Source organism: Arthrobacter sp. BPSS-3, from assembly GCF_044628475.1.
Taxonomy (GTDB): Bacteria; Actinomycetota; Actinomycetes; order Actinomycetales; family Micrococcaceae; genus Arthrobacter.
On the sequence record NZ_JBIMMV010000011.1, the window covers coordinates 49,309 to 68,042 of the forward strand.

At 63.9% G+C, this 18,734-nt stretch carries 17 protein-coding genes and 2 pseudogenes; 9 read left to right on the forward strand and 10 right to left on the reverse strand.

Annotation, left to right across the window (positions count from 1 at the left end):
* Positions 1-251 precede the first annotated feature (251 nt).
* Positions 252-1,193: a GlxA family transcriptional regulator gene (locus ACFVY3_RS15640; RefSeq protein WP_087136509.1), complete on the reverse strand. Its 942-nt coding sequence runs from the start codon at positions 1,191-1,193 to the stop codon at positions 252-254.
* A 107-nt stretch (positions 1,194-1,300) separates the two neighbouring features.
* Between ACFVY3_RS15640 and ACFVY3_RS15645 the strand changes: the two genes are divergently transcribed.
* Complete coding sequence (locus ACFVY3_RS15645) at positions 1,301-1,612, forward strand: putative quinol monooxygenase (RefSeq protein WP_033107114.1); 312 nt, start codon at positions 1,301-1,303, stop codon at positions 1,610-1,612.
* 107 nt (positions 1,613-1,719) lie between these two features.
* Positions 1,720-3,042, forward strand: coding sequence for an ISL3-like element ISPfr2 family transposase (locus ACFVY3_RS15650; RefSeq protein WP_400160409.1), 1,323 nt, complete (start codon positions 1,720-1,722; stop codon positions 3,040-3,042).
* A gap of 88 nt (positions 3,043-3,130) precedes the next feature.
* Here the strand turns inward: ACFVY3_RS15650 and ACFVY3_RS15655 are convergent.
* The 3 genes and pseudogenes from ACFVY3_RS15655 to ACFVY3_RS15665 all read right to left on the reverse strand — a co-directional run.
* Positions 3,131-3,445: pseudogene (locus ACFVY3_RS15655) on the reverse strand (MFS transporter); the annotation flags it as partial.
* Positions 3,446-3,487: 42 nt separating this feature from the next.
* A pseudogene (locus ACFVY3_RS15660) lies at positions 3,488-4,752 on the reverse strand (IS110 family transposase).
* A gap of 163 nt (positions 4,753-4,915) precedes the next feature.
* A complete protein-coding gene (locus tag ACFVY3_RS15665; protein WP_400160410.1) occupies positions 4,916-5,482 on the reverse strand; it encodes an MFS transporter in 567 nt (188 codons plus the stop codon).
* Positions 5,483-5,665: 183 nt separating this feature from the next.
* Between ACFVY3_RS15665 and ACFVY3_RS15670 the strand changes: the two genes are divergently transcribed.
* Both ACFVY3_RS15670 and ACFVY3_RS15675 read left to right on the forward strand, forming a co-directional pair.
* Entirely contained in the window at positions 5,666-6,685 is a 1,020-nt protein-coding gene (locus ACFVY3_RS15670) for a DUF3644 domain-containing protein (RefSeq protein ID WP_400160411.1), read from the forward strand.
* A 703-nt stretch (positions 6,686-7,388) separates the two neighbouring features.
* On the forward strand, positions 7,389-8,228 hold the full coding sequence (locus tag ACFVY3_RS15675; protein WP_400160412.1) for a GIY-YIG nuclease family protein: 840 nt from the start codon (positions 7,389-7,391) through the stop codon (positions 8,226-8,228).
* Between the two features lie 36 nt (positions 8,229-8,264).
* Here the strand turns inward: ACFVY3_RS15675 and ACFVY3_RS15680 are convergent, their stop codons facing one another.
* A complete protein-coding gene (locus ACFVY3_RS15680; protein ID WP_400160413.1) occupies positions 8,265-8,423 on the reverse strand; it encodes a hypothetical protein in 159 nt (52 codons plus the stop codon).
* A gap of 524 nt (positions 8,424-8,947) precedes the next feature.
* On the opposite strand from ACFVY3_RS15680, the gene ACFVY3_RS15685 reads away from it, so the two are divergent.
* Together ACFVY3_RS15685 and ACFVY3_RS15690 are read left to right on the forward strand one after the other, a co-directional pair.
* Positions 8,948-9,427 carry a hypothetical protein gene (locus ACFVY3_RS15685; protein ID WP_400160414.1) on the forward strand — a complete coding sequence of 160 codons (480 nt, stop codon included), beginning with the start codon at positions 8,948-8,950 and terminating at the stop codon, positions 9,425-9,427.
* A 173-nt stretch (positions 9,428-9,600) separates the two neighbouring features.
* Positions 9,601-10,467, forward strand: a complete 867-nt coding sequence (locus ACFVY3_RS15690; protein ID WP_400160415.1) for a zeta toxin family protein — start codon at positions 9,601-9,603, stop codon at positions 10,465-10,467.
* Between the two features lie 39 nt (positions 10,468-10,506).
* Here the strand turns inward: ACFVY3_RS15690 and ACFVY3_RS15695 are convergent, their stop codons facing one another.
* Positions 10,507-11,895: a hypothetical protein gene (locus ACFVY3_RS15695; RefSeq protein WP_400160416.1), complete on the reverse strand. Its 1,389-nt coding sequence runs from the start codon at positions 11,893-11,895 to the stop codon at positions 10,507-10,509.
* A 302-nt stretch (positions 11,896-12,197) separates the two neighbouring features.
* A complete protein-coding gene (locus ACFVY3_RS15700) occupies positions 12,198-12,506 on the reverse strand; it encodes a hypothetical protein (RefSeq protein WP_400160417.1) in 309 nt (102 codons plus the stop codon).
* A gap of 247 nt (positions 12,507-12,753) precedes the next feature.
* Here ACFVY3_RS15700 and mobC point away from each other — a divergent pair, with 247 nt between their 5' ends.
* The 3 genes from mobC to ACFVY3_RS15715 are packed head-to-tail and all read left to right on the forward strand — an operon-like array spanning position 12,754 to position 16,051.
* A complete protein-coding gene (gene mobC, locus ACFVY3_RS15705; RefSeq protein WP_400160418.1) occupies positions 12,754-13,152 on the forward strand; it encodes a plasmid mobilization relaxosome protein MobC in 399 nt (132 codons plus the stop codon).
* Positions 13,149-14,789: a relaxase/mobilization nuclease domain-containing protein gene (locus ACFVY3_RS15710; RefSeq protein WP_400160419.1), complete on the forward strand. Its 1,641-nt coding sequence runs from the start codon at positions 13,149-13,151 to the stop codon at positions 14,787-14,789. Before mobC ends, ACFVY3_RS15710 begins: the two co-directional genes overlap by 4 nt.
* 32 nt (positions 14,790-14,821) lie before the next feature.
* Entirely contained in the window at positions 14,822-16,051 is a 1,230-nt protein-coding gene (locus ACFVY3_RS15715; RefSeq protein ID WP_400160420.1) for a hypothetical protein, read from the forward strand.
* A gap of 749 nt (positions 16,052-16,800) precedes the next feature.
* Here ACFVY3_RS15715 and ACFVY3_RS15720 read toward each other — a convergent pair.
* From ACFVY3_RS15720 to ACFVY3_RS15730, 3 genes are all read right to left on the reverse strand, one after another.
* Positions 16,801-17,481 (reverse strand): curculin domain-containing protein, encoded by a 681-nt coding sequence (locus ACFVY3_RS15720; protein ID WP_400160421.1) that lies wholly within the window; start codon positions 17,479-17,481, stop codon positions 16,801-16,803.
* Positions 17,478-17,804 carry a hypothetical protein gene (locus ACFVY3_RS15725; protein ID WP_400160422.1) on the reverse strand — a complete coding sequence of 109 codons (327 nt, stop codon included), beginning with the start codon at positions 17,802-17,804 and terminating at the stop codon, positions 17,478-17,480. Before ACFVY3_RS15725 ends, ACFVY3_RS15720 begins: the two co-directional genes overlap by 4 nt.
* A gap of 339 nt (positions 17,805-18,143) precedes the next feature.
* Entirely contained in the window at positions 18,144-18,731 is a 588-nt protein-coding gene (locus ACFVY3_RS15730) for a hypothetical protein (RefSeq protein WP_400160423.1), read from the reverse strand.
* Positions 18,732-18,734: the final 3 nt, after the last annotated feature.

The window sequence follows — 18,734 nt, forward strand, 5'->3', positions numbered from 1 at the left end:
CGCCCTGACCTAACCGCCTTCGCGGCTCATCCCAATCGGCTCTGATCGGGTCTGCTGACCCTCTCGACGAGAACGCAGCGACATCACAGCCACCCAACCCCGACCGTCCGGGAAGCCGGGGCACGTCACATGGGCTGTGCTGCGGGCGTGTCGAGTGGGTAGTCCAGGGGCGACGCAGGAGCGTCGAAGCGACGTGCTGAGAGGTGGTTCCAACCGAGCGCTAGGACACAAGCTACAGGCATGGCGATAGGTCAGGAACGGCGTCGCTCCCTGCGCAGGAGGGAGCGCAGAGTCTCGGCGTTTGCGTAGCCGACCCGTAGCGCGATCTCGGCGGAGGTGAGGTCCGTGGTTGCTGAGAGGTGTCGAGCTCGTTCGGTGCGAAGCCGTTGGACGAAGCCGAGCGGAGTGAGGTTGAGCGCCGCACGGACTCGTCGTTCGAGGGTGCGCCGGCTGGTGCCGAGCGACTGCGCGACGAAGGCGACGTTGAACGGTTCGTCCAGGCGGGCGCGCACGAAGCGTTCGAACTCGACGACGATCGGGTCCTCGTGCCGGAGATGTTCGTAGGCGACGAAAGCCGCCTGCGACGGGCGCTCGTCGATGATGAGGAGCTTGGCGACATGTTGGGCCAGGTCGGGGCTGATCGATCGCACGAGTGAGAGCGCGAGGTCGATGTGGGCGAAGGCGGCGCCGGCGGTGACGAGGTTCCCGTCGACCACGACCATGGTGTCGAGATCGAGGGCGACGGTCGGATAGCGCTTCCGGAACTCCGGCCCCAGGAACCAGCTGGTCGTCGCCCGCCGATGATGCATCCGTCCTGTCTCGGCGACGGCGAACACGCCGGTGCACGCCGCGGCGATCCGGGTGGTCGCGTCGTCGAGGCGCCCGAGTGAGGCGATGACCGAACGAGCATCTCGACTCTGGAGGGCGTCGTGGGTCGCGGCGGCCGTGAGGGTTCCAAGCGCAGGGACGACGACCACGTCGAACTCTCCGGACTCCGGCAGCGGGTGGTCCACCGACAGGGTCATCGATGCCGTCGTGGTCACTCGCCGTTTCGGTCCGAGGATGGCGAGTTCGATCGGGTCGATCCGCGGGTCGACGTCGCCGCGGGCTCCGTCGGCCACCCGCACGATGTCGATGATCGACGCGATAGCCGAACCGAAGCAGCCGTCGATCGCGATCAGTCCGATACGCATGACGTAAACAATAGCAATACTGCCGTATACGCCACTTCCCACCGGCCCTCGCTCGTCATACGCTGAACTCGTCCCACGAAGAACCCCGACGTCAAGGAGAGTCCCTCATGTCCACACCCGCATCACTTCCGTATGCCTTCGTCGCCAAGATCGTCGCGGCCGATGGACAGCACGACGCGGTCGCCGATCTGCTCGCCGGCGCTGTCGCACTCGCCAACGAAGAAGTAGGAACGATTGTCTGGTTCGCGGTCAGGACCCACGCCGACACCTTCTGGATCTTCGATGCATTCCCCGACGAAGCCGCTCGCGACGCCCACGCCAACGGCGCCATCGTCGCAGCCCTGATGGCCAACCAGCACCTCCTCGGCGCAGCACCCGAGATCCTGGCGGCCGACGTCCTCGCGTCCAAGCTCCCGTAGTCCGCCAACGCACGAGACGATCGCGCCCCGCCGAGTCGGTCCGCAGATAGACGTCGAGGTCTCCCGACGATGGAGGTTCCTACGCCATCCATCGGAAAGACCTCGACGTGCCCGACGCTACCCCGCCGCCCGGCTTCGGCCGCCCTGACCTGACCGCCTTCGCTCGACTCGACGGCCTCGGTCTGAGCGTGATCGGGCAACGACTTGAACCGGATCGTGCGGTCCTCGCGTGCCGCGTGGTGGAACCAGATCAGTGGTGCCGACGGTGCGGCAGCGAAGGCGCCGCTCGTGACACCGTGATCCGGCGGTTGGCCCACGAGCCGCTGGGCTGGCGACCGACCGTGCTGGAAGTTGTAGTGCGCCGCTACCGCTGTGCAGACTGCGGACACGTGTGGCGCCAAGACACCAGCGCCGCGGCGGAGCCACGCGCGAAGCTCTCGCGCACCGGGCTGCGGTGGGCGCTGGAAGGGATCGTGGTCGCACACCTCACCGTCGCCCGTGTCGCCGAGGGACTCGGGGTCGCGTGGGACACCGCCAACAACGCGGTCCTGGCCGAAGGCAAGCGGCTGCTGATCAACGACCCCACGCGGTTCGAGGGCGTGAAGGTGATTGGCGTCGATGAGCACGTCTGGCGCCACACCAGGCGTGGCGACAAGTACGTCACCGTGATCATCGACCTCACCCCGGTCCGCGATGGCGCCGGCCCAGCAAGGCTGCTGGACATGGTCGAGGGCCGGTCGAAGGCGGCGTTCAAGACCTGGCTCGCCGACCGCGACGACGCCTTCCGTGACGCGGTCGAGGTGGTCGCGATGGACGGCTTCACCGGGTTCAAGACCGCCGCTGCGGAGGAGATCCCGGACGCGGTCACGGTGATGGATCCCTTCCACGTCGTGCGCCTGGCCGGTGACGCCCTCGACAGGTGCCGGCGCCGGGTCCAACTCGCGATCCACGGGCACCGTGGGTTCAGGGACGATCCGCTCTACAAGTCGCGGCGCACGCTGCACACCGGCTCGGACCTGCTCACCGACAAGCAGAGCGACAGGCTACGCGCGCTGTTCGTTGATGCTCACGTCGAGGTCGAGGCGACCTGGGGTGTCTACCAGCGGATGATCGCCGCCTATCGCCACGAGGACCGGCAACGTGGCCGCGAGCTCATGGAGAAGCTGATCACCGACCTCAGCGCCGGCGTCCCCAAGGTGCTCACCGAGCTCACCACCCTGGGCCGGACCCTGAAGAAGCGAGCCGCCGACGTGCTCGCCTACTTCGAACGACCCGGCACCAGCAACGGGCCGACCGAGGCACTCAACGGACGGCTCGAACACCTGCGCGGCTCCGCACTCGGGTTCCGCAACCTGACCAACTACATCGCCCGAAGCCTGCTCGAGACCGGCGGCTTCGGACCCCAACTCCTACACCCCCGATTGGGATGAGCCACTTTAATTGCCGAGACGCTTGAAGCGGGGCGCGTTTTGGTGCCATGGGCGGGTTGTGGTTTGTCGCCGTGGAGTGGGTGCAGGCTCAGTTCGGGGCGTGTTCTGGGCTTTCCATTTGGCGCCAGGTGCCGCCCGTTAGGGGGCTGAGGGTGACGAGGGTGTAGAGGATGGCGATGATGCCGAACGATAGGCCGAGTCCGATGGTGTCTGCTGCGAAGCCGCCTAGTAGGGCGCCGAGGGGCATGGCCGCCCATGCGCCGGCGTTGATCAGTCCGTACACCCGGCCCCGCATGTGCTCGGGCACGCGTTCGAATTGCACTGTTCCAAGGATCGGGTTGATCGATCCGGCGGCGAGTCCCTGCAGGGCAGTGGTCGCGACAAGTATGGGCAGTGTGGCGTCGAGGGCGAAGGCGGCAGCTGGGGGGTGCCTCTATGGTTTTCGTCAAGCCGCTGGGGTTAGCCGTGGTTCGTAGAGAGTGCCGTCGCGCAGCATGGCGTAGAGGGTGTCGCAACGACGGCGGGCGAGGGCGATGAGGGCCTGGTTGTGGCGTTTGCCTTCGGTTCGTTTGCGGTCGTAGTAGGCCCTGGATGGCGGGTCCTTCAGTGCGGCGAAGGCGGAGAGGAACAGGGCTCGCTTGAGGATCTTGTTTCCTTTCCGCGATGGGTGGTCGCCGCGGATGGATGTCCCGGATCGCCAGGTCACTGGGGCGAGGCCTGCGTAGGAGGCCAGGTGCCCTGCGGATGCGAAGTCTTTGCCGACGATCTCGGTGAGGATCCGTGCTGCGGTCCTGACGCCGACCGCCGGGAGTGACGTCAGGACCGGGTGAAGAGGGTGGGCCTCCACGAGGGCCTCGACTTGAGTGAAGACGGTGTCCCGGGACTCGCGGATGTCGGCGAGCATCCGGGCCAGTTGGGGCAGCACGATCGTGGCCGCGTTCGTCCCCACGACAGTGACTGTTTGCTGGTCCAGGGCATCGATGATTTCGCCGGCAAGGCGTTCGCCCATCCGGGGTGCACGCTTCTTGAGCCGGTTTCCGATCCTGCGCCGGCCTGCATGGCGCAAGGCTTCTGGGGTTGGCCAGGTCCGCAGCAGGTCCAACACTGCGGGGTGGTCCAGGCGCGGGCCCAGGACACGCTCCAGGGCAGGGTGGATCTGGGTCAGCAGGCCTCGGATCCTGTTCGATGTTGCGGTGGCCTGCTTGGCCAAGTCGTCGTCGAAGCCGCAGAGCATGGTCAGTTCGGCGAGCTGTTCATCGGCGATCTGGATGGAGCGCAGGGTGTGGGGCATGGTCCGGGCCGCTTCGGCGATGATGAACGCGTCCCGGGCGTCGGTTTTCGCTTCGCCCGGGTGCAGGTCCGCGATCCGGCGCATCGCCAGCCCGGGCAGGTACCCGACGGTGACACCGGCGGCCTGGGCAACCGCGACGGGGAGTGCACCGATCGTCGCGGGCTGGTCAACGACCAGCAGAATGCGGCCGTGTCGGCCCAGAGAAGTCAGTATTTCGCGGAGCCGGGCCTCGTCGTTGGGTAAAGCCTTGTCGAAGAGCTTCATCCCCATCCGGTCCACTGCAACGGCATGGTGCTCGCCCTTGCCGACGTCCAGGCCGATGAAGACATCAATGCTTTCGTGGTTTCCGATCACCTGTACCTCCCAGTCACAGCAGCTGATACCTGTGCTGGACTGTCCGCGGTGTCAGAGCCCGGCATCCACGTTACGCACGACGATCCCAAACTGTCTTGCCTCTATTAGCGGTCTCTCCGGCACCTACCGGACCCCGGTGACAACACCCCCCGGATCATTGACGACTGGGGGCGGCAATCATGCCGGGGCCGGCAGGCCAGCACACCCTCATCCTGCAACAGGAACGGGCTACGAAAAAGGTAACGGGGCGCCGGCGATTGCGAAGCAGAGAGCGAAGGTCAGGCGCCGGGGCACCCGGTGTGCGATGAATCCGAACGCCACGTTTCCTGCCAGGGCGCAACCGGCCATGACGGCCACGAGCAGGCCAAGGGCAGTGGCGCCTCCGAGACGGTCGTGGGCGTAGAGGGGCATGAGAGAGGAGCTGCGGGCGGCATCGAACATGTTGGTGATCAGCACGAGGCCAATGATGAGTTTCATGAGCGGGTCCTGGAGGATCCAGCGGAATCCTTCGGCCAGGTCGGCCCGGTAGGACGCCCGGGGCGGGGTGTCCGTACCGGTGTTGTCACCGGCTCGGCGACGTGCCGCTTGAAGGTCGGGCACGAAGAGTCTGGTCAGGGTGGCGGAGATGGCGAATGTCGCGGCGTTGATGAAGAGGGCGGTGATGGGTCCGAGGAGAGCCACGAGCAGGCCGGCGATCGATGCGCCGATGAGTTTGGCGAATCGCTCTGAGCCGTCAAGGAGTCCGACGCTCCGCTCGATGCGTACGCCGGCCAGGGTGGTGAGTTTGGGCAGCATGACCCGGCGGGCGGTCTGGCCCGGAGTGTCCAGGAGACCCGCGGTAAAGAGGGGACCGGCTTACGGGCGACCCTAAATTAGTAGCCTGCAACGACCCGCCGCCTTTCTCATCATTGTTCAGCGCTATCGGTCAGTAGCTCTAAGCTCGGTCATTGACGATCTTCCTGACCGAGGTGATGAAAAGTGCCGCAGCCCTATGTCTCTTCCCGGCGCCTCGTCGCGAATTCACTCTCGGCAATGCTGGCAGCGATTGAGGTCTACAACAAGCCGCGAATGGAGTACCGCGACGAAGTCACCGTGGTTCTCGTCGTCAACGCCTGGGAACTCGCGCTGAAGGCGACCCTACGGCAGGCGGGAAAGCGCATCTTCTACCCTAAGAAGCGCAACGAGCCCTACCGAACGCTGGCGGCTGAAGATGCACTAAAACAGGTGGTCATCAACAAGCTCTTCCCGACAGGTGTTGATGGCACGGCCTTGGCAGCCAACGTCACAGCTCTCGTCGGGTACCGTAACCGCGCGGTGCATCTCTACGCCGCCGATCTGGGCGAAATGGTTTACCCCTTCTTGCAGACCAGCGTCCTCAATTATCGGGATTTCATGCTCGACCGCTTTAACAAGGATTTGGCCGATTCAATTACCTGGCAGCTCCTGCCCCTCGGCGCTAAGGCACCGACGGAGCCAATCCAGTTCATGAAGACCGAACCTGCCACCTCCGCCGTGACCGAGGTTCAAGACTTCATCGAGGACCTACGCGAACTACTCGACAAAGCCCAAGCCGCTGGCGCCGACATGCAGCGCGTCGCGGCCGTCTATGACGTTCACCTGAATTCAGTCAAGGCCGTAACGCGGGCCGACTTGATCGTGTCAGTGGCGCATGAAGGGGAGCGGGTGATGGTGAAGAAGACCGACCCAAATCAGACGCATCCCTACACGAGGACCAAGTTGCTCGAGCGGGTGAATGCCAAGCGGAAGGGGCCCGGAAAGGACAGAACGCTGACAACCCATGATCACCAGGCCCTGTGCTGGAAGGAAAATCTGCGTGACGACCCGCGCATGGCATGGAAGCACAGCGACGGCGTTACCTACGTTTGGTCTGGCGACGCGATGCGACACATGGTCGACCTCACGGACGAGCAGTACGCGGACGTCCGGGTCGAGTACCAAGAAGCCCTACGTAAGAGAAAATCCGAAGCCAAAAGCTGAGGGAGGCCGGCTTTGAGCGTGTCACAAAAATTCCCAAGATTTACCTCAGGCGGCTGCGTGCGGGGCATGTGGTTTTCGGGTGTGCTCTTTATGCTCTCGGGGTGGTCAGGTACCTCACGGCGTGATCGACGGGCGAGGCCGCCCTTCGTAGCACATGCCTGGTGGCAGCACCTCCCGGCCCGCTGCCCACAGCCGGGGACAATCACTTATGGGTTATCCACGGCTACCGCCGATGAGGGAGCTTCCCAATGGCTCCCTAAAACCAGCCGTGGATAACCCGGATTGACCCCAACTGGTGGACAGCCCAACCTCACCTTGGGTGCCGGCAACCCAGGAAGAACCAGCCGGTTTCCTTGATCGAAAATCTCAACAGACATTGTCGAGGAAATTCTGGGGAGAGCGGGTTACACGTCGAGCATAGGGCTTCGGTGTATAGCGATTTTTTCCTCGTCAGACAGTTCCTGGAACCAGTCTGGTTGGGCGATAGATACCACACTGACCGCGCTACGGAAAGCTAACTGTATGGCCCCTGGAACGATTCACATCCGTTGCCGCCGGCACAAATTTCGACCTCGAAGCTGCGCGTCAGGACATCTGGGACATGATGCAAGAGGACGCGGCCTAAATCGTGGCGCGCTTGGAACGCGGATCGAAGGTCGGGATGTGTTCTCTCTGCAGCGCCACCACACAAAGGAGACTGACTGTGGATATCGACCCGTCGGCTGAACTCAAGCTCGGCCACATCCTCCATGCTGCGGGGTTGACGCCAGAGGATGCGATGGTTATCCGGCACACCCTCAACCCTGGTGGTCTGGCGACCCGGGAAGTTGCTATGAGTGCGCAGCTGCTGGCGTTCACACGTGAACAGGGCATCAACAACAAAGTTGGTAAAGAGCCTCCAAAGATTTGGCTGAATTTCTTGGCCTCTTCCGGACGTCGCGCACGCTTTATTACCGCGTTCGAGAACCACGGTGAAGTTCTCGAGGAACGAACCGACCGTGTGCGTTTCTTTGACCTGAAGTCCTCTGAGGTGTTCTCGGCTATGAAGAACCGGCTGGTTATCGAATGGACCGGGGACACCGTGAACTGGGCCAAAACGGGCCCCGCCATAGCTTCGCTGCCAGTCGTGGAGATAGCAGATCCACGGACGGAGCCGTTTCCCGGGTTCGATTCGGTCCTCATCAGCTACATGGAGTTGCAGGCCGTAATTTCCGACGACCGCTATCAGCAGTGGCGGACTGCCCTGAGTTCTGTCAAGGGAATCTATCTCATCGCGGACACGAGAACCGGAAAACTATATGTGGGCAAGGCCGACGGAGCCCAAAGACTCCTAGGCCGATGGACGGAATACGCCCGGAACGGCCACGGAGGGAACATCGCCCTCCGTGAACTCACCGGAGCTGACGCCGAACACCCGCAGTCCTTTCAGTTCAGCATCTTGAGAGTGTTTTCGCCCAGTGCCCCTATGGAACAAGTTGACGCCGCGGAAGCTCACTTCAAAAAGGCGCTACTCTCCCGACAAGCAGGACACAACCGGAACTAGAGGGGTTTCAGCGCATCAGGGGGTCGGTCGGGTTGATTAGCTCTGTACGCTGCGAATGGCGTCAGTGATGGCACGCACGGCGGCAGGATTGGTTTCCCAGTTGCTGCCGTCCCGGGTGCAGGCACTGACTGACGTTGCGCCGGTGTCCTGGACGACGCGACGTAACTCGGCCCATGCGGCTTCCAGGTCGGCCATTTGTGCTGGTGACAGATCCTCCGGTTCCGTTGGCTCTGGAGTGGGTTTGGGTCGAGCTGCAATACGTCGCATAGCGAGTAGGTCTCTTAGCCCCATGAGCTCTCCTTCTTTTGCTGGTGGCTCTCTCGGGGGCCGTTCGCGGGACTCCCGGTCGCTTGTGTTCGGAACAATGACTCGCGAGCCGGGTATCTAGCGTGCCACGTTATGAGTTTCCATTGGAGAGCCAGGCGGTGAGCTCATCGTCAGTTGGTTCTCTTGGCTTGACCGGGGTGATCGCCGCCGAGGGCTCCAGGTAGTCATTGATTGAGGTTTGTCCTTCGAGCATGGATGGTTCCGGCGGTTCCGTATTAGCGTCCATGGCTCTCTCCGGAAGATGGTCTTGGGCCCTACCGTAGTCGCTCCCACTGTCATTCTTGGTTATCCGGCCGGGTGGGCAGGATAAGCCCAGGCACCGGCTTGCAGGGGGTGGCATGGGGGAGCCGTCAACGCGGTGATAACATTGGTTATACCAGTGGAGGTTCAAGATGACGCTTACCAGTCCTGAGAGTGCTATTGCTAATGCCCGTCGTGCCCGTGCGCGGCGCGAGTTGGGCGGTTTGGATTACATCCGGAATGTTCGCCTGGCGGTGGAGACCGCTGATCAGCGTGTTGTTGCCCGGGCTTTAGGTGTGAGTCAGCCGGCGATAAGCCGCCTGTTGACGCAGGCCGAGGCGCGGGGCGTGAAGCCTGTGCCCGAGGGTTTCAGTGGTGCGAGTCCGTATGAGATCGCGGAGCGTTACGCCGCCGGCGATATTGACCGTGAGGCGATGATCCGGGAGTTGTCGGCCTGGCCGTACGTGAAGAATGAGGGTGCTGCCGCGGCAGCTGAAGAGTGGGATTCCACCCCGTACGTGGACACTCCTGGATCCTTCGCCGAGGTTGGCCGGGCTTTTGATGAGGGTCTGATTGACGGGGATGCCTATGACCAGATCCTGGACGCGTCCGACGAGGCTGCCGGGGTCTGATGGTTACGCTGTAAGGCGTGACTACAGGAGAGCAGACAGCGGCGCACCGGGCCACTTTGGAGCGGCTGGGCGCGCCCGGGGGACCGCTGGCGGCTCAAAGCAGCACTGCAACAACACAGAACGCTGAGTGGTTCAACGTCCGTCGGGGCGAGCCACGGCAAGACCGCCGGCGTGTGCACAACGAGATCGTGGCCCGGTTCATCGAATCCCGCCCCGATGTCCGGCGGGACCGGAAGGCTATTGTCCTGGCGGGCCCTCCGGGTGCCGGGAAGTCCACCGCCCAGGCCGCGCTTATCAAGGCGACCGGCACAGAGCCGGGGAACTGGTTGCCGATCAACGCCGATGACTTCAAGGACGAACTGTTGGTGCAGGCGCGCCGGGACGGCACTTATGACTCGTTTCTGGTGCCGGAGGAAGTCCGGGCCGTGGAGGCGGCGGGGGAGAGGTTCTACCCGCGTGAGCTCGCGGCCTTGGTCCACACGGAGTCTTCCATCCTTGCTAAGAAAGCGCGCAACGAGGCGATGGAGTCCGGGATGAACGTCATTATTGACGGCACCCTGGGGAATGAGAAGCAGGGACGGATGCTCATGGATCGCCTGCAGGCCGCGGGGTACGACGTCCTGATTGCCGATGTTGAGACAACCCAGCAGCTGAGCGAGGCCCGCACCATGGGCCGGTGGGAACGCGGGTACGTGGAAGCCGAAAACGGTACCGCCACCGGCCTGGACGCGGAGCTGGGCGGCCGCTGGGTTCCCCAGTCTTTCCCTGCGACCCTGTTCAACGACCCCGGCGACAGGGAGTCGGTGTGCGCCGCCAACGCCGCGGTACTGGCGGCGGACTATGGCTGTGTGAGCCAGTACCGGGTGTACCGGGTCGCGGAGAGGGACGGCAGTCCCGCGCTGGAGAAAACCCTGGGCCGGGCCAAAGCAGGGGGTCCGCTCGTGGATAGTGAGACGGCGGCTGCCGTCCGTACGGCCGCGATAGCCAGGGGTCCCCGGCATCTGGGCGGTCCTTCCCGCGTCGATGACTTCGGACGCTAGACACAACTCCGGCTAGCCCTGAGCGACGGCGGTCTCCCGTCACCAGCTGCGGTCCGGGCCGTGGGGGTTCCAGCGGCCGAGGAAGGGTTTGAGGTCCTCGGGCCGGGGTTCGGGCACTGACGGGGCCAACACTGCGGGGTCGCGGAGAGGGTCAAGTCCGTCCAGGACCCGTTCTGCCTCATCCAGGTGGTGGAGGATGCCGGTGCGTATTTCCTCATCCGCGGTCACGACAGCTTCCCTTGCTGCGGCGAGGAACAGGCGGTGCTGGGTGACGGTGGACCAGGTTTGGGAGCGTTCAGTGAAGTGTTCCCAGCAGGCCTGTTCTGCGTATTTGTCTTTTGCCTGTGCCATGGCGGTATCCCATTGCCGGCGACGTTCGGCTTTTTGGAGCTCGCGTTGGTGGGCTTCCTGGTCTGCTTTGAGTTTGTGGATTTCGAATGAGCGGAACAGCTGGGGGAGTTTGCTTTCAAGGGTGATGGTTTTAGCGTCCCGGTGGTGGTCTCCGTTGTAGGAGGTTCCGGGGCCGCGGACGACGAGTTCGAGGTTCCCGGTACTGGTGAAGTCCCAGCCGCGGGTGTCGAGCCACGCGGGTTTGGTCTTGCGTTCGTTCCAGCGCCGCGGCTGTAGCTTGCGGGCGCCGGACGCGGCGATCTCTCGGATTTGGATTCCGTAGATTCCCGCGGGGGTGCGGAGGGCCAGATGGCTCTTCAGCATGGACTGCTTGGCATACTCGCTGACGTCCTTAGCTGCATCCCATGCCCGGAGTGCGTCGACTCCGCGGTTGGCCGCTTCGGTGGCTATGGCTTGGAGGATTCGGCCGGCGCGGGGGAGGTGCTCGGCGGTGACGTACTGCCATTCTTTGTCTGCCAGAAAGGCTTTGACTGCCGGGTGGTATCGGGTGATGCGTTCCGGAACGGGCACGGGTCGGGATTGGACGTGGTCATCGAGGTGCTCGGTGAACACGATGACTTTGGGTCCTTGCCCCCAGTGTCCGGTGGCGACGATTTCGAGTTTCTTGCCTTTAGGCCGGTCAGGGGACTGAAGGCTGAGACGGACAAGCCGTTCATGGGTCTTCTCGATATCGCGGTCCTGCGGGAGGACGATTCTGCCGTCAGCGTCCTGGACCTTTGCGATCAGAAGGTCGGCTTCTGTTTTGGGTGGGGGACCGCTCGCGGACGAAGGAGGGTCAGACGGGTTGACTGACGGGATGTCATCGGCGGCTATCTCCGGCGTGGGTTGATGCCACTGCTGTCCTTGAGTGGTCGCCGTTGCATGCCAGGTCGGGCCTCTGCCGGTGATATCAACGAGTCCCCGCCGTTCGAGGGCCCGGGCAATGACCCTGTGTTGGTAGCCGGAGATAAAGACGTCCTGCGGGCAGCCGGCCTTGACCCACTCCATCACCCGGGCTTGCTTCTCATTGAGGGACACAGGACTCGTTGTCATCCCGTCATCATGCCCGGAAGGAGACCTGCGTCCAAGAGGCGACGGGGTGCCGACACTGGGTGAGCAACCAAGCGGTTTGAACGCGGTTCCTTAGCGACGTTGATTTGAAACGGGTGCTCAGAATCCGGAGGCTGTGCAGGGCCGCCGGTCGCCTTGGCGGGTCGAAAAGCGAACGTTACCTGGCGGATGTGCGCAGCCGGTCAGGTGGGTCCCGTCGTCCCCCTGTGTGCGGGAAAAGCAGCGAAACGGTTGGGCTTTTGCCGTGCCCAGGTGGGCGAGGGGAAACGCTACTTTTCGTCGCTGACTTCGCCGCCGGAGGCGGCATCCGAGGCCGCCGCTGCGGTGCGTGCGGCGTTCCTGCGTCGGCGGCTGGCAGCGGCCGATTCCAGACCCAGCTTTTTCAGTTCCTCCGGGCTCCAGCCGTCCTTCGTGGCACGTACGTAGGCGCGCTTGTCTTCGCGCTCTGCCTCGGCGAGTTGCTCGCGGAGGTCAGCAATCCGCTGTCGCGTCTTGACCAGGTCGGTGACGGACTCGATGCGGGAGTCAAGCAGTGCTTTGGCTTGGTTGCGTTTCTCTTCTATGTCGATGGTTGCCATGCCTCCAGCCTAGCGCGTGGGTCAGACGATAAACCGCGGTGACCACTCCGCAAGCGGGATTGCTGGACGGTAACTTCCGCCCGGGGTGACTCAAAAACGAAGAGCAGGCTTCCCAGAGCAAGCTATACACTTACACGGGTGTAAGTGGCTTGACGCGCTCGACACTGGCGGTCGGGTGCGGCACACTTGGGAGTGTGGTCCCCGGTTTCGGGGGCGCTGCGCTGGGCCAAGGGAAGGGATGGATTGAATGTCGGATGAGCAGGCTCCCCGCCGTTTCAATCTGTCGCGCCGCCGCCGAGAGAATTCGCCCGCTGGGACGAAGAAGCGCCGGGACCTGTGGGTCACTGCCGAAGAGGAAGCGGCTCTGGTTGCCCGCGCCGCGCGGGACAAGGTGACTGTCCCGAATCTGCTGATCAGTTCCGCGCTTTCCGACGCGCAGGAAACGACGGTGGAGCGACGCGCCGCTATCGCCGAGCTGATGTCTCTGCACAATCTTCTGGCTCGTTCGTCGAACAACATCAACCAGCTCGCGCGGCAGGCCAATGCGACCAGCGAATTCCCTGCGGAAGCGCGGGAAGCGCTGAAGCACATCCGGTCCGTAGCGGTGCGTATTGACCGGACCATTGAAGGGCTGATCCAGGGATGATCCCGAACATCACCCGTGGCTCCCGCATGAGCGGCCTCATGGTCTACCTCGCGTCGACCGATGAGAACAAGACGAAGAACGCACACACCGATCCGCACCTAGTCGCCGGCGACGCCGCGATCATGGCGTGGTACGACGACGGCGTTCTGGACCGGGACGACGCCCTGGCTATTGCCAAGCACCTGGACCAGCCGCGCAAGGCGTACGGGGTGTCCGTCCAGATCAAAGACATGCAGTGGGATGCGTCCAAGAAGGAACGCATTCACGTTGGCTACAAGGACGCCAGCGTGTGGCACTGCTCGCTGAGCTTGCGCGCCGAAGAGGGCTCGCTGACGGATCAGCAGTGGGGGGATATTGCCAACGACTTTGTGGACGCCATGGGCTTCACTGAGGCCAGCGGCAAGGAACAGTGCCGGTGGGCGGCGATCAATCACGGCACGAGTGAGAACGGCAACCATCACATCCACCTGGCCGTGTCCCTGATCCGTGAAGATGGCACGAAGGCATCGACCCACGGCGACTACAAGAAGGCACAGCAGACCTGCCGTGAGCTGGAGGTCAAGTACGGGCTCGAACAGCTCTCCAGCGTGCACGCCACCCGCGGCTACGACCGCGCCGAGAAGGCCACCGCTGTCCGCGACGAACGCGAGATGCACCGTGCCTCCCTGGCGCGAAAGGTACGCGCCAGTGCAAGCGCCTCAGCGACCGAAGACGAGTTCGTCCGCCGCGCCCGCGACACCGGGCTGCTCGTGCGCCCGCGCTACGCAAAGAACACCACAGACGTCATCGTCGGCTACTCCGTGGCAGAACGACCCAAGCCAGGACAACGGCCCATCTGGTTCGGCGGCGGCACCCTCGCCTCGGACCTGAAGCTGGGCGCACTCCGTGAGAACTGGATGGACTCACCTCAGCTGGCCACGGCCGCTGCAGCCGAGTGGAACGCCGCCGCCCGCAACCGCCGCACCGTCTCGAAAACCGGTCCCGAGAACGGAACCCCGCCGGAACAGATGTGGGTCGAATTCACCCGGAACGCGACCGCACTGGCAGATGAGTTGCGGTCCATTCCCCGCGACGATCACGCGACCTGGGCGAAAGCAGCACGGGATGTCTCCGGCGCGTTCGCCGCATGGTCATACCGGCTCGAAGCAACGCCCGGACCGCTCGCCGCCACCGCCGCGGAGCTGTCCCGCACGGCCCAGCTGCGGTCGCCTCGCCAGCACGGCAAGCCGGTCGCGCTGCCCTCCATTGCGGGCATGGCCATGTTGTTCATGGCAGCCTCCAGCAAGAACAAGTCTGCGGCGCAGACAGCCCTCATGGTCCAGCTGATCAACACCGCGTTCGCGGTCTACGAAATGCACCAGCAGTCCGGACGAACCCGTGAGGCCCAACGCATCCGGGCAGTCGTCGAGCAGCAGCTGGCACCGTTCACCGCCACCATGCCGAAACCAGTCCTGGTAGGCGCCGAACGGCAAGCCGTGACCGGTGCTGCCGCACGGGCCAGGGCCGTCGACATTGCCCGGCGCGGAGTGGCTCCGATCCGCCCCGGATCGGCAGTGCCTCAGACGCCGACACCGGCGACGCCGGCAAAGACTTTCCAACCCAGCCGACGCGACAGCGGGCCGGGCCAGGACCGATAAGGACGAACACCACTAGTGCAAAGGGGAAGCCGATGAGTGACTCGGACGGAATGGATGACCTTGTGGACGGCGGCCTGCGGCAGTCGCTGATGATCGGCTCACGCATCGCCGAAACACTGGCCCGCCGCCGGCAGGAATCCCAGCGCCAGGAAGAGCACGCCGCCACCCAGGCGGCCTATGAGGCGAACGCCCGCCTCACAGCCGAGCGCAGCGCAGCACGCGCAGCCCTCGCCCCGGTCACCAAGGACCAATGGTGGGACAAGGCCCAGCCGCGGGACATCGCCACGGCCTTCACAACGGCCGAGGCCTGGAAGAACCACGACCCCGCAGCCCTGGCCGCCGCGGAGAAGATCCGGCAGGAAGTTCTCAACCGGTACGGCATCGACACCCGCGACGCCGCGACGAACGCCGCATCCCTCGAGGCCGGCATCCAGAACGCCGCTACCGACAGCACACGGCAGGACGCGCTTGCGCGCAGCCAGGAAGAAACCCGGGCCGCAGTTGCCGAGCACGAAAAAGCAATGAGCCTCCTCGCCGCAGCCAGCATCGAAGACCTCCGCGCCCAAGCAGCGGTGCTCGCACCCGAAATGGAACGCCACCAGGTCCCCGTCGAATACCTGGCCAACCCCGAACTCGCGACCGCAATGCAGATCGCCCACGCGGCGAAAACCCCCGCAGCGATAGAGGCCGCGGACGCCACCGTGAAGGAACGTCTCTACCTCATCGGGAAGGACGGCATCAACGGCCCAGACATCGACCAGCTCCGCAAAGAGACAGCCGAAAACGTCAACGGTGCCGTCAACGAGCACTTCGAAGACCCCGGCTTCGTCCAGGCCGCGAAGGAGATGCACGAAACCAAACTCCTGGCCGAGGCAGGGTTCACCGGCTCAGAGCGCGTCCCGATGGAACAGCGGTATGAGCAGGCCGAGAAAGAATTCTTCACCCGCATGGAAAGCGTCGGCCGCGAAATCGAGGACCGTGTCAGCGGCAACGACAGCAACCGCCTCACAGACCAGGGTCTAAAAGCAGAAAGCGCGTCGGCAGCCGGTTACGGCTCCGCAGAGCACCTAGTGAAGTTCGCCGGTTCGCTGGAGAACACTGGGGCGAACGAAGCCCAAATCCGTGGACGGCTCGTAGCCGCCCGCAGCGAGGGCACCCACCCCACCGTGGCCATCTCAGGCAAGGCTGCCACTAAAGCCCGGAAGTATCGCACCGGCCCATCTGTTGGTGCAGACCGAGGTAAGGGCGGTTTGTCCAGATAATCGGTGGCTTGGTATTCGTGGGCTCATCTACCCCGCGGCGTGCAGCGAGAGCACGAGCTGGTCGATCCCGTCCCGACGCTGTTTCTGTTGGGCACGATCATCGCCTCGAACGACGCGTCGAGGTCCCGGCACCTGAATCTCCACCGGGTCTATCCCCGTCAGCACGATCTTCGCCCGGATGCCGTTGCTTTCCTTGGCTGAGATCGGCCTCTGGCCATGCTCGTGGCCAGCCCGGGCCTACTGGCTCGGGCCCGGCCTATAACCTGCGCAGGAACTGCTCCCAATTTCTGGTCGATGACCTCTCCCGTCACAGGACCGATCGTTGCCCCTGTCATCTTGGTCGTGGACTCCGACGCCGCCGTCTTTTTGGATCAAACCTGACCCTCACACACCGTTCCTCAGACGGTCCCCGGCCGGAACACCGATTTGGGCGGGTTGGCCTCGGAGAAGGTTGAGGAACCGCGTGGCGCCGGTGGGCTTGGTAGGTCATTGTGTGGTGTCGAATAAGGAGGCATGGATTGCCGCAGCCCGCGGCGGAGGGCGGCGACGGTGATGGCGGATTGGATGCAGCTCAAGAAGATGAGGATTTGCATGCCCGACCGCCGAGCAGCGGTCTTTGAGCGCGCGCTTCAGCCAAACAGTTGATGTGGTCGAGGCGGCCATCTTTTTCCTCCTTCCGGTTACCGGCGGGCCACGGCGGCGGTTTGTTCACAGGGCGGTGAGGGCGTGGACTCCCGCATCCTGCAACCCTAGTGAGTTCCGGTTACCCAGGTCGGGTTTCCGTCGGGCCGGTAGATGACTGCGTTTCCGTCATCCTGGATGACGAGCCGGCTTCCGGGGTTGTTATCGGTTTCGCTGTCCCATACGTATTCGTCGTCGGGGCCGTAGAGGACGAGGTTCCCGTCGGCTTGCATGATGCATGTCCCGGCGCCGCGGCCGTTGGTCCCGGAATCCCACAGAGGACCGTCGGGGCCGTAGAGGACGAGGTTCCCGTCGAGCTGGTAGAGAAGTCCGTAGAGCCCGTTGGCGGACCTGATTCCGTGGGTGGGAGTCAGCGTTGATCCTGACTGCAGGACGTGCGATTCGGCGCTGCCTGGCAGCTGGCGTGTTTCCGTTGCCCACAGCGGGGAACCGTCGGGCCGGTAGATGACTGCGTTTCCGTCGTCCTGGATGACGAGCCGGCTTCCGGGGTTGTTATCGGTTTCGCTGTCCCATACGTATTCGTCGTCGGGGCCGTAGAGGACGAGGTTCCCGTCGGCTTGCATGATGCATGTCCCGGCGCCGCGGCCGTTGGTCCCGGAATCCCACAGAGGACCGTCGGGGCCGTAAAGGACGAGGTTCCCGTCCGTTTGGTACAAGAGCCAGTAACGGCGGTTCGGGGAGGCCGCCGCGGTGCCGGGGCGGAGTGCTGTTTCCGGTAGCAAGGTCATGACTGTGCTCCATCGGTCGTGGCGGGGAACGGCGGGCCCGTTTCCGGGTGTTGTTTTACGGCGGGCAGGTCCGGAGGCGGGGGCAGCGGTGCGCGAGCCTGGATCAGGTGGTCTCTGAGTACGGTGATGTGGTCGTCGGGGTGGACAGCGAGCAGGCTGCGTAGCCGGTGCCTGGCGGGCGCGGCTGCTGGATCCGTTCCCGACAGGATGGTCTGGATGATTTCCTCCGCCTGTAGCTCCAGTGTCACGGGGGTGCCATTGTCACGTTCGGGACGACTGGCAGGTGTGTCGTTCAGTGCAGTCAGTTGTTGTTGCGAACTCAAAGTGTTCCCCTTCTTCTTGGGCGTGGGTGGGCTGGAAGGTTGTTTTGGTCTTTTTTCTCGGGTCCTCTTGGGCGAAGAACAGGGCTTTGATGATGAGGTAAGCGGGCAGGAGGCCGGCGTTGCGGACGGCGTCGATGATCCAAGTCTTGAGCTGGCCCTCTGCTGTCGGTCCGCGGGGCGCAGGGGGTCCGGTGCCGGCAGCCGGGTTCGGGCTAGTAGGGATCTGCATGATGGTGTCTCCTGCGGTTTCGTTCCGGTACTACCAGCATGGCTGGCGGTTCCTGAGGGCGTCCTGAGTCTTATTCCTGCACCAGTGCTTGACCAGTAGGGTGCTCCGGGTTAGTCGATTTTTTCTCCGGTGCCTTTGGCTTTCGTGGCGGTGGCGGTGACCGGGGCGAGTCCGGGTGCGGCGGCTTCGACGTTGATTTTTACTTCGTTCGTGGAGGTTCGGTAGAGGCTGTATTTGTTCTCCGGGTAGTGTCCGGTGCCGGTGGTGTTGTCGAAATACACTGTCGCGGAGGAATCGGGTGCCAGGGTCAGGCCGTCGAGTTTCTGGTAGTAGGACTCTGTCTGTCCGGTGGCGGTGTCTTTCATGGTGTAGTACACCTCCAGGCCGGTAAGCGGCGCGGGGGTGGAGTTGCTCAGGGTGAACTGAAGGCGGTCCGGAACTGGCGCGTTGGTTTGCGGGTCGGTGTTGTCTTCGGCCTTGGCCTTGCTGATGGTCAGTCCGGGGGCGGTCCCGGTGGCGGTGATGGGGTTTTTTGTCACGGGAAGTACGGTCGCTGCGGGGGCGGCCGCGGCGGTGCCGGTGGTGGCGGCCGTGGGGCTGCCGGGGCTGGAGGCCCCTTGCCAGATCAGGATGGTGGCCAGGATGGCGATGGTGATGAGGGCCAGAGGGAGGATTTTTTTAAGGGCGGGCGTTTTCATTGT

Excerpts from the sequence above, each read along its gene's own strand:
- ACFVY3_RS15640 (WP_087136509.1), bottom strand. The coding sequence starts at position 1,193 with ATGCGTATCGGACTGATCGCGATCGACGGCTGCTTCGGTTCGGCTATC.
- ACFVY3_RS15710 (WP_400160419.1), top strand. The coding sequence starts at position 13,149 with ATGATCCCGAACATCACCCGTGGCTCCCGCATGAGCGGCCTCATGGTC.
- ACFVY3_RS15685 (WP_400160414.1), top strand. The coding sequence starts at position 8,948 with ATGACGCTTACCAGTCCTGAGAGTGCTATTGCTAATGCCCGTCGTGCC.
- ACFVY3_RS15720 (WP_400160421.1), bottom strand. The coding sequence starts at position 17,481 with ATGACCTTGCTACCGGAAACAGCACTCCGCCCCGGCACCGCGGCGGCC.
- ACFVY3_RS15645 (WP_033107114.1), top strand. The coding sequence starts at position 1,301 with ATGTCCACACCCGCATCACTTCCGTATGCCTTCGTCGCCAAGATCGTC.
- ACFVY3_RS15715 (WP_400160420.1), top strand. The coding sequence starts at position 14,822 with ATGAGTGACTCGGACGGAATGGATGACCTTGTGGACGGCGGCCTGCGG.
- ACFVY3_RS15680 (WP_400160413.1), bottom strand. The coding sequence starts at position 8,423 with ATGGCCGACCTGGAAGCCGCATGGGCCGAGTTACGTCGCGTCGTCCAG.
- ACFVY3_RS15665 (WP_400160410.1), bottom strand. The coding sequence starts at position 5,482 with ATGCTGCCCAAACTCACCACCCTGGCCGGCGTACGCATCGAGCGGAGC.
- mobC (WP_400160418.1), top strand. The coding sequence starts at position 12,754 with ATGTCGGATGAGCAGGCTCCCCGCCGTTTCAATCTGTCGCGCCGCCGC.
- ACFVY3_RS15730 (WP_400160423.1), bottom strand. The coding sequence starts at position 18,731 with ATGAAAACGCCCGCCCTTAAAAAAATCCTCCCTCTGGCCCTCATCACC.
- ACFVY3_RS15700 (WP_400160417.1), bottom strand. The coding sequence starts at position 12,506 with ATGGCAACCATCGACATAGAAGAGAAACGCAACCAAGCCAAAGCACTG.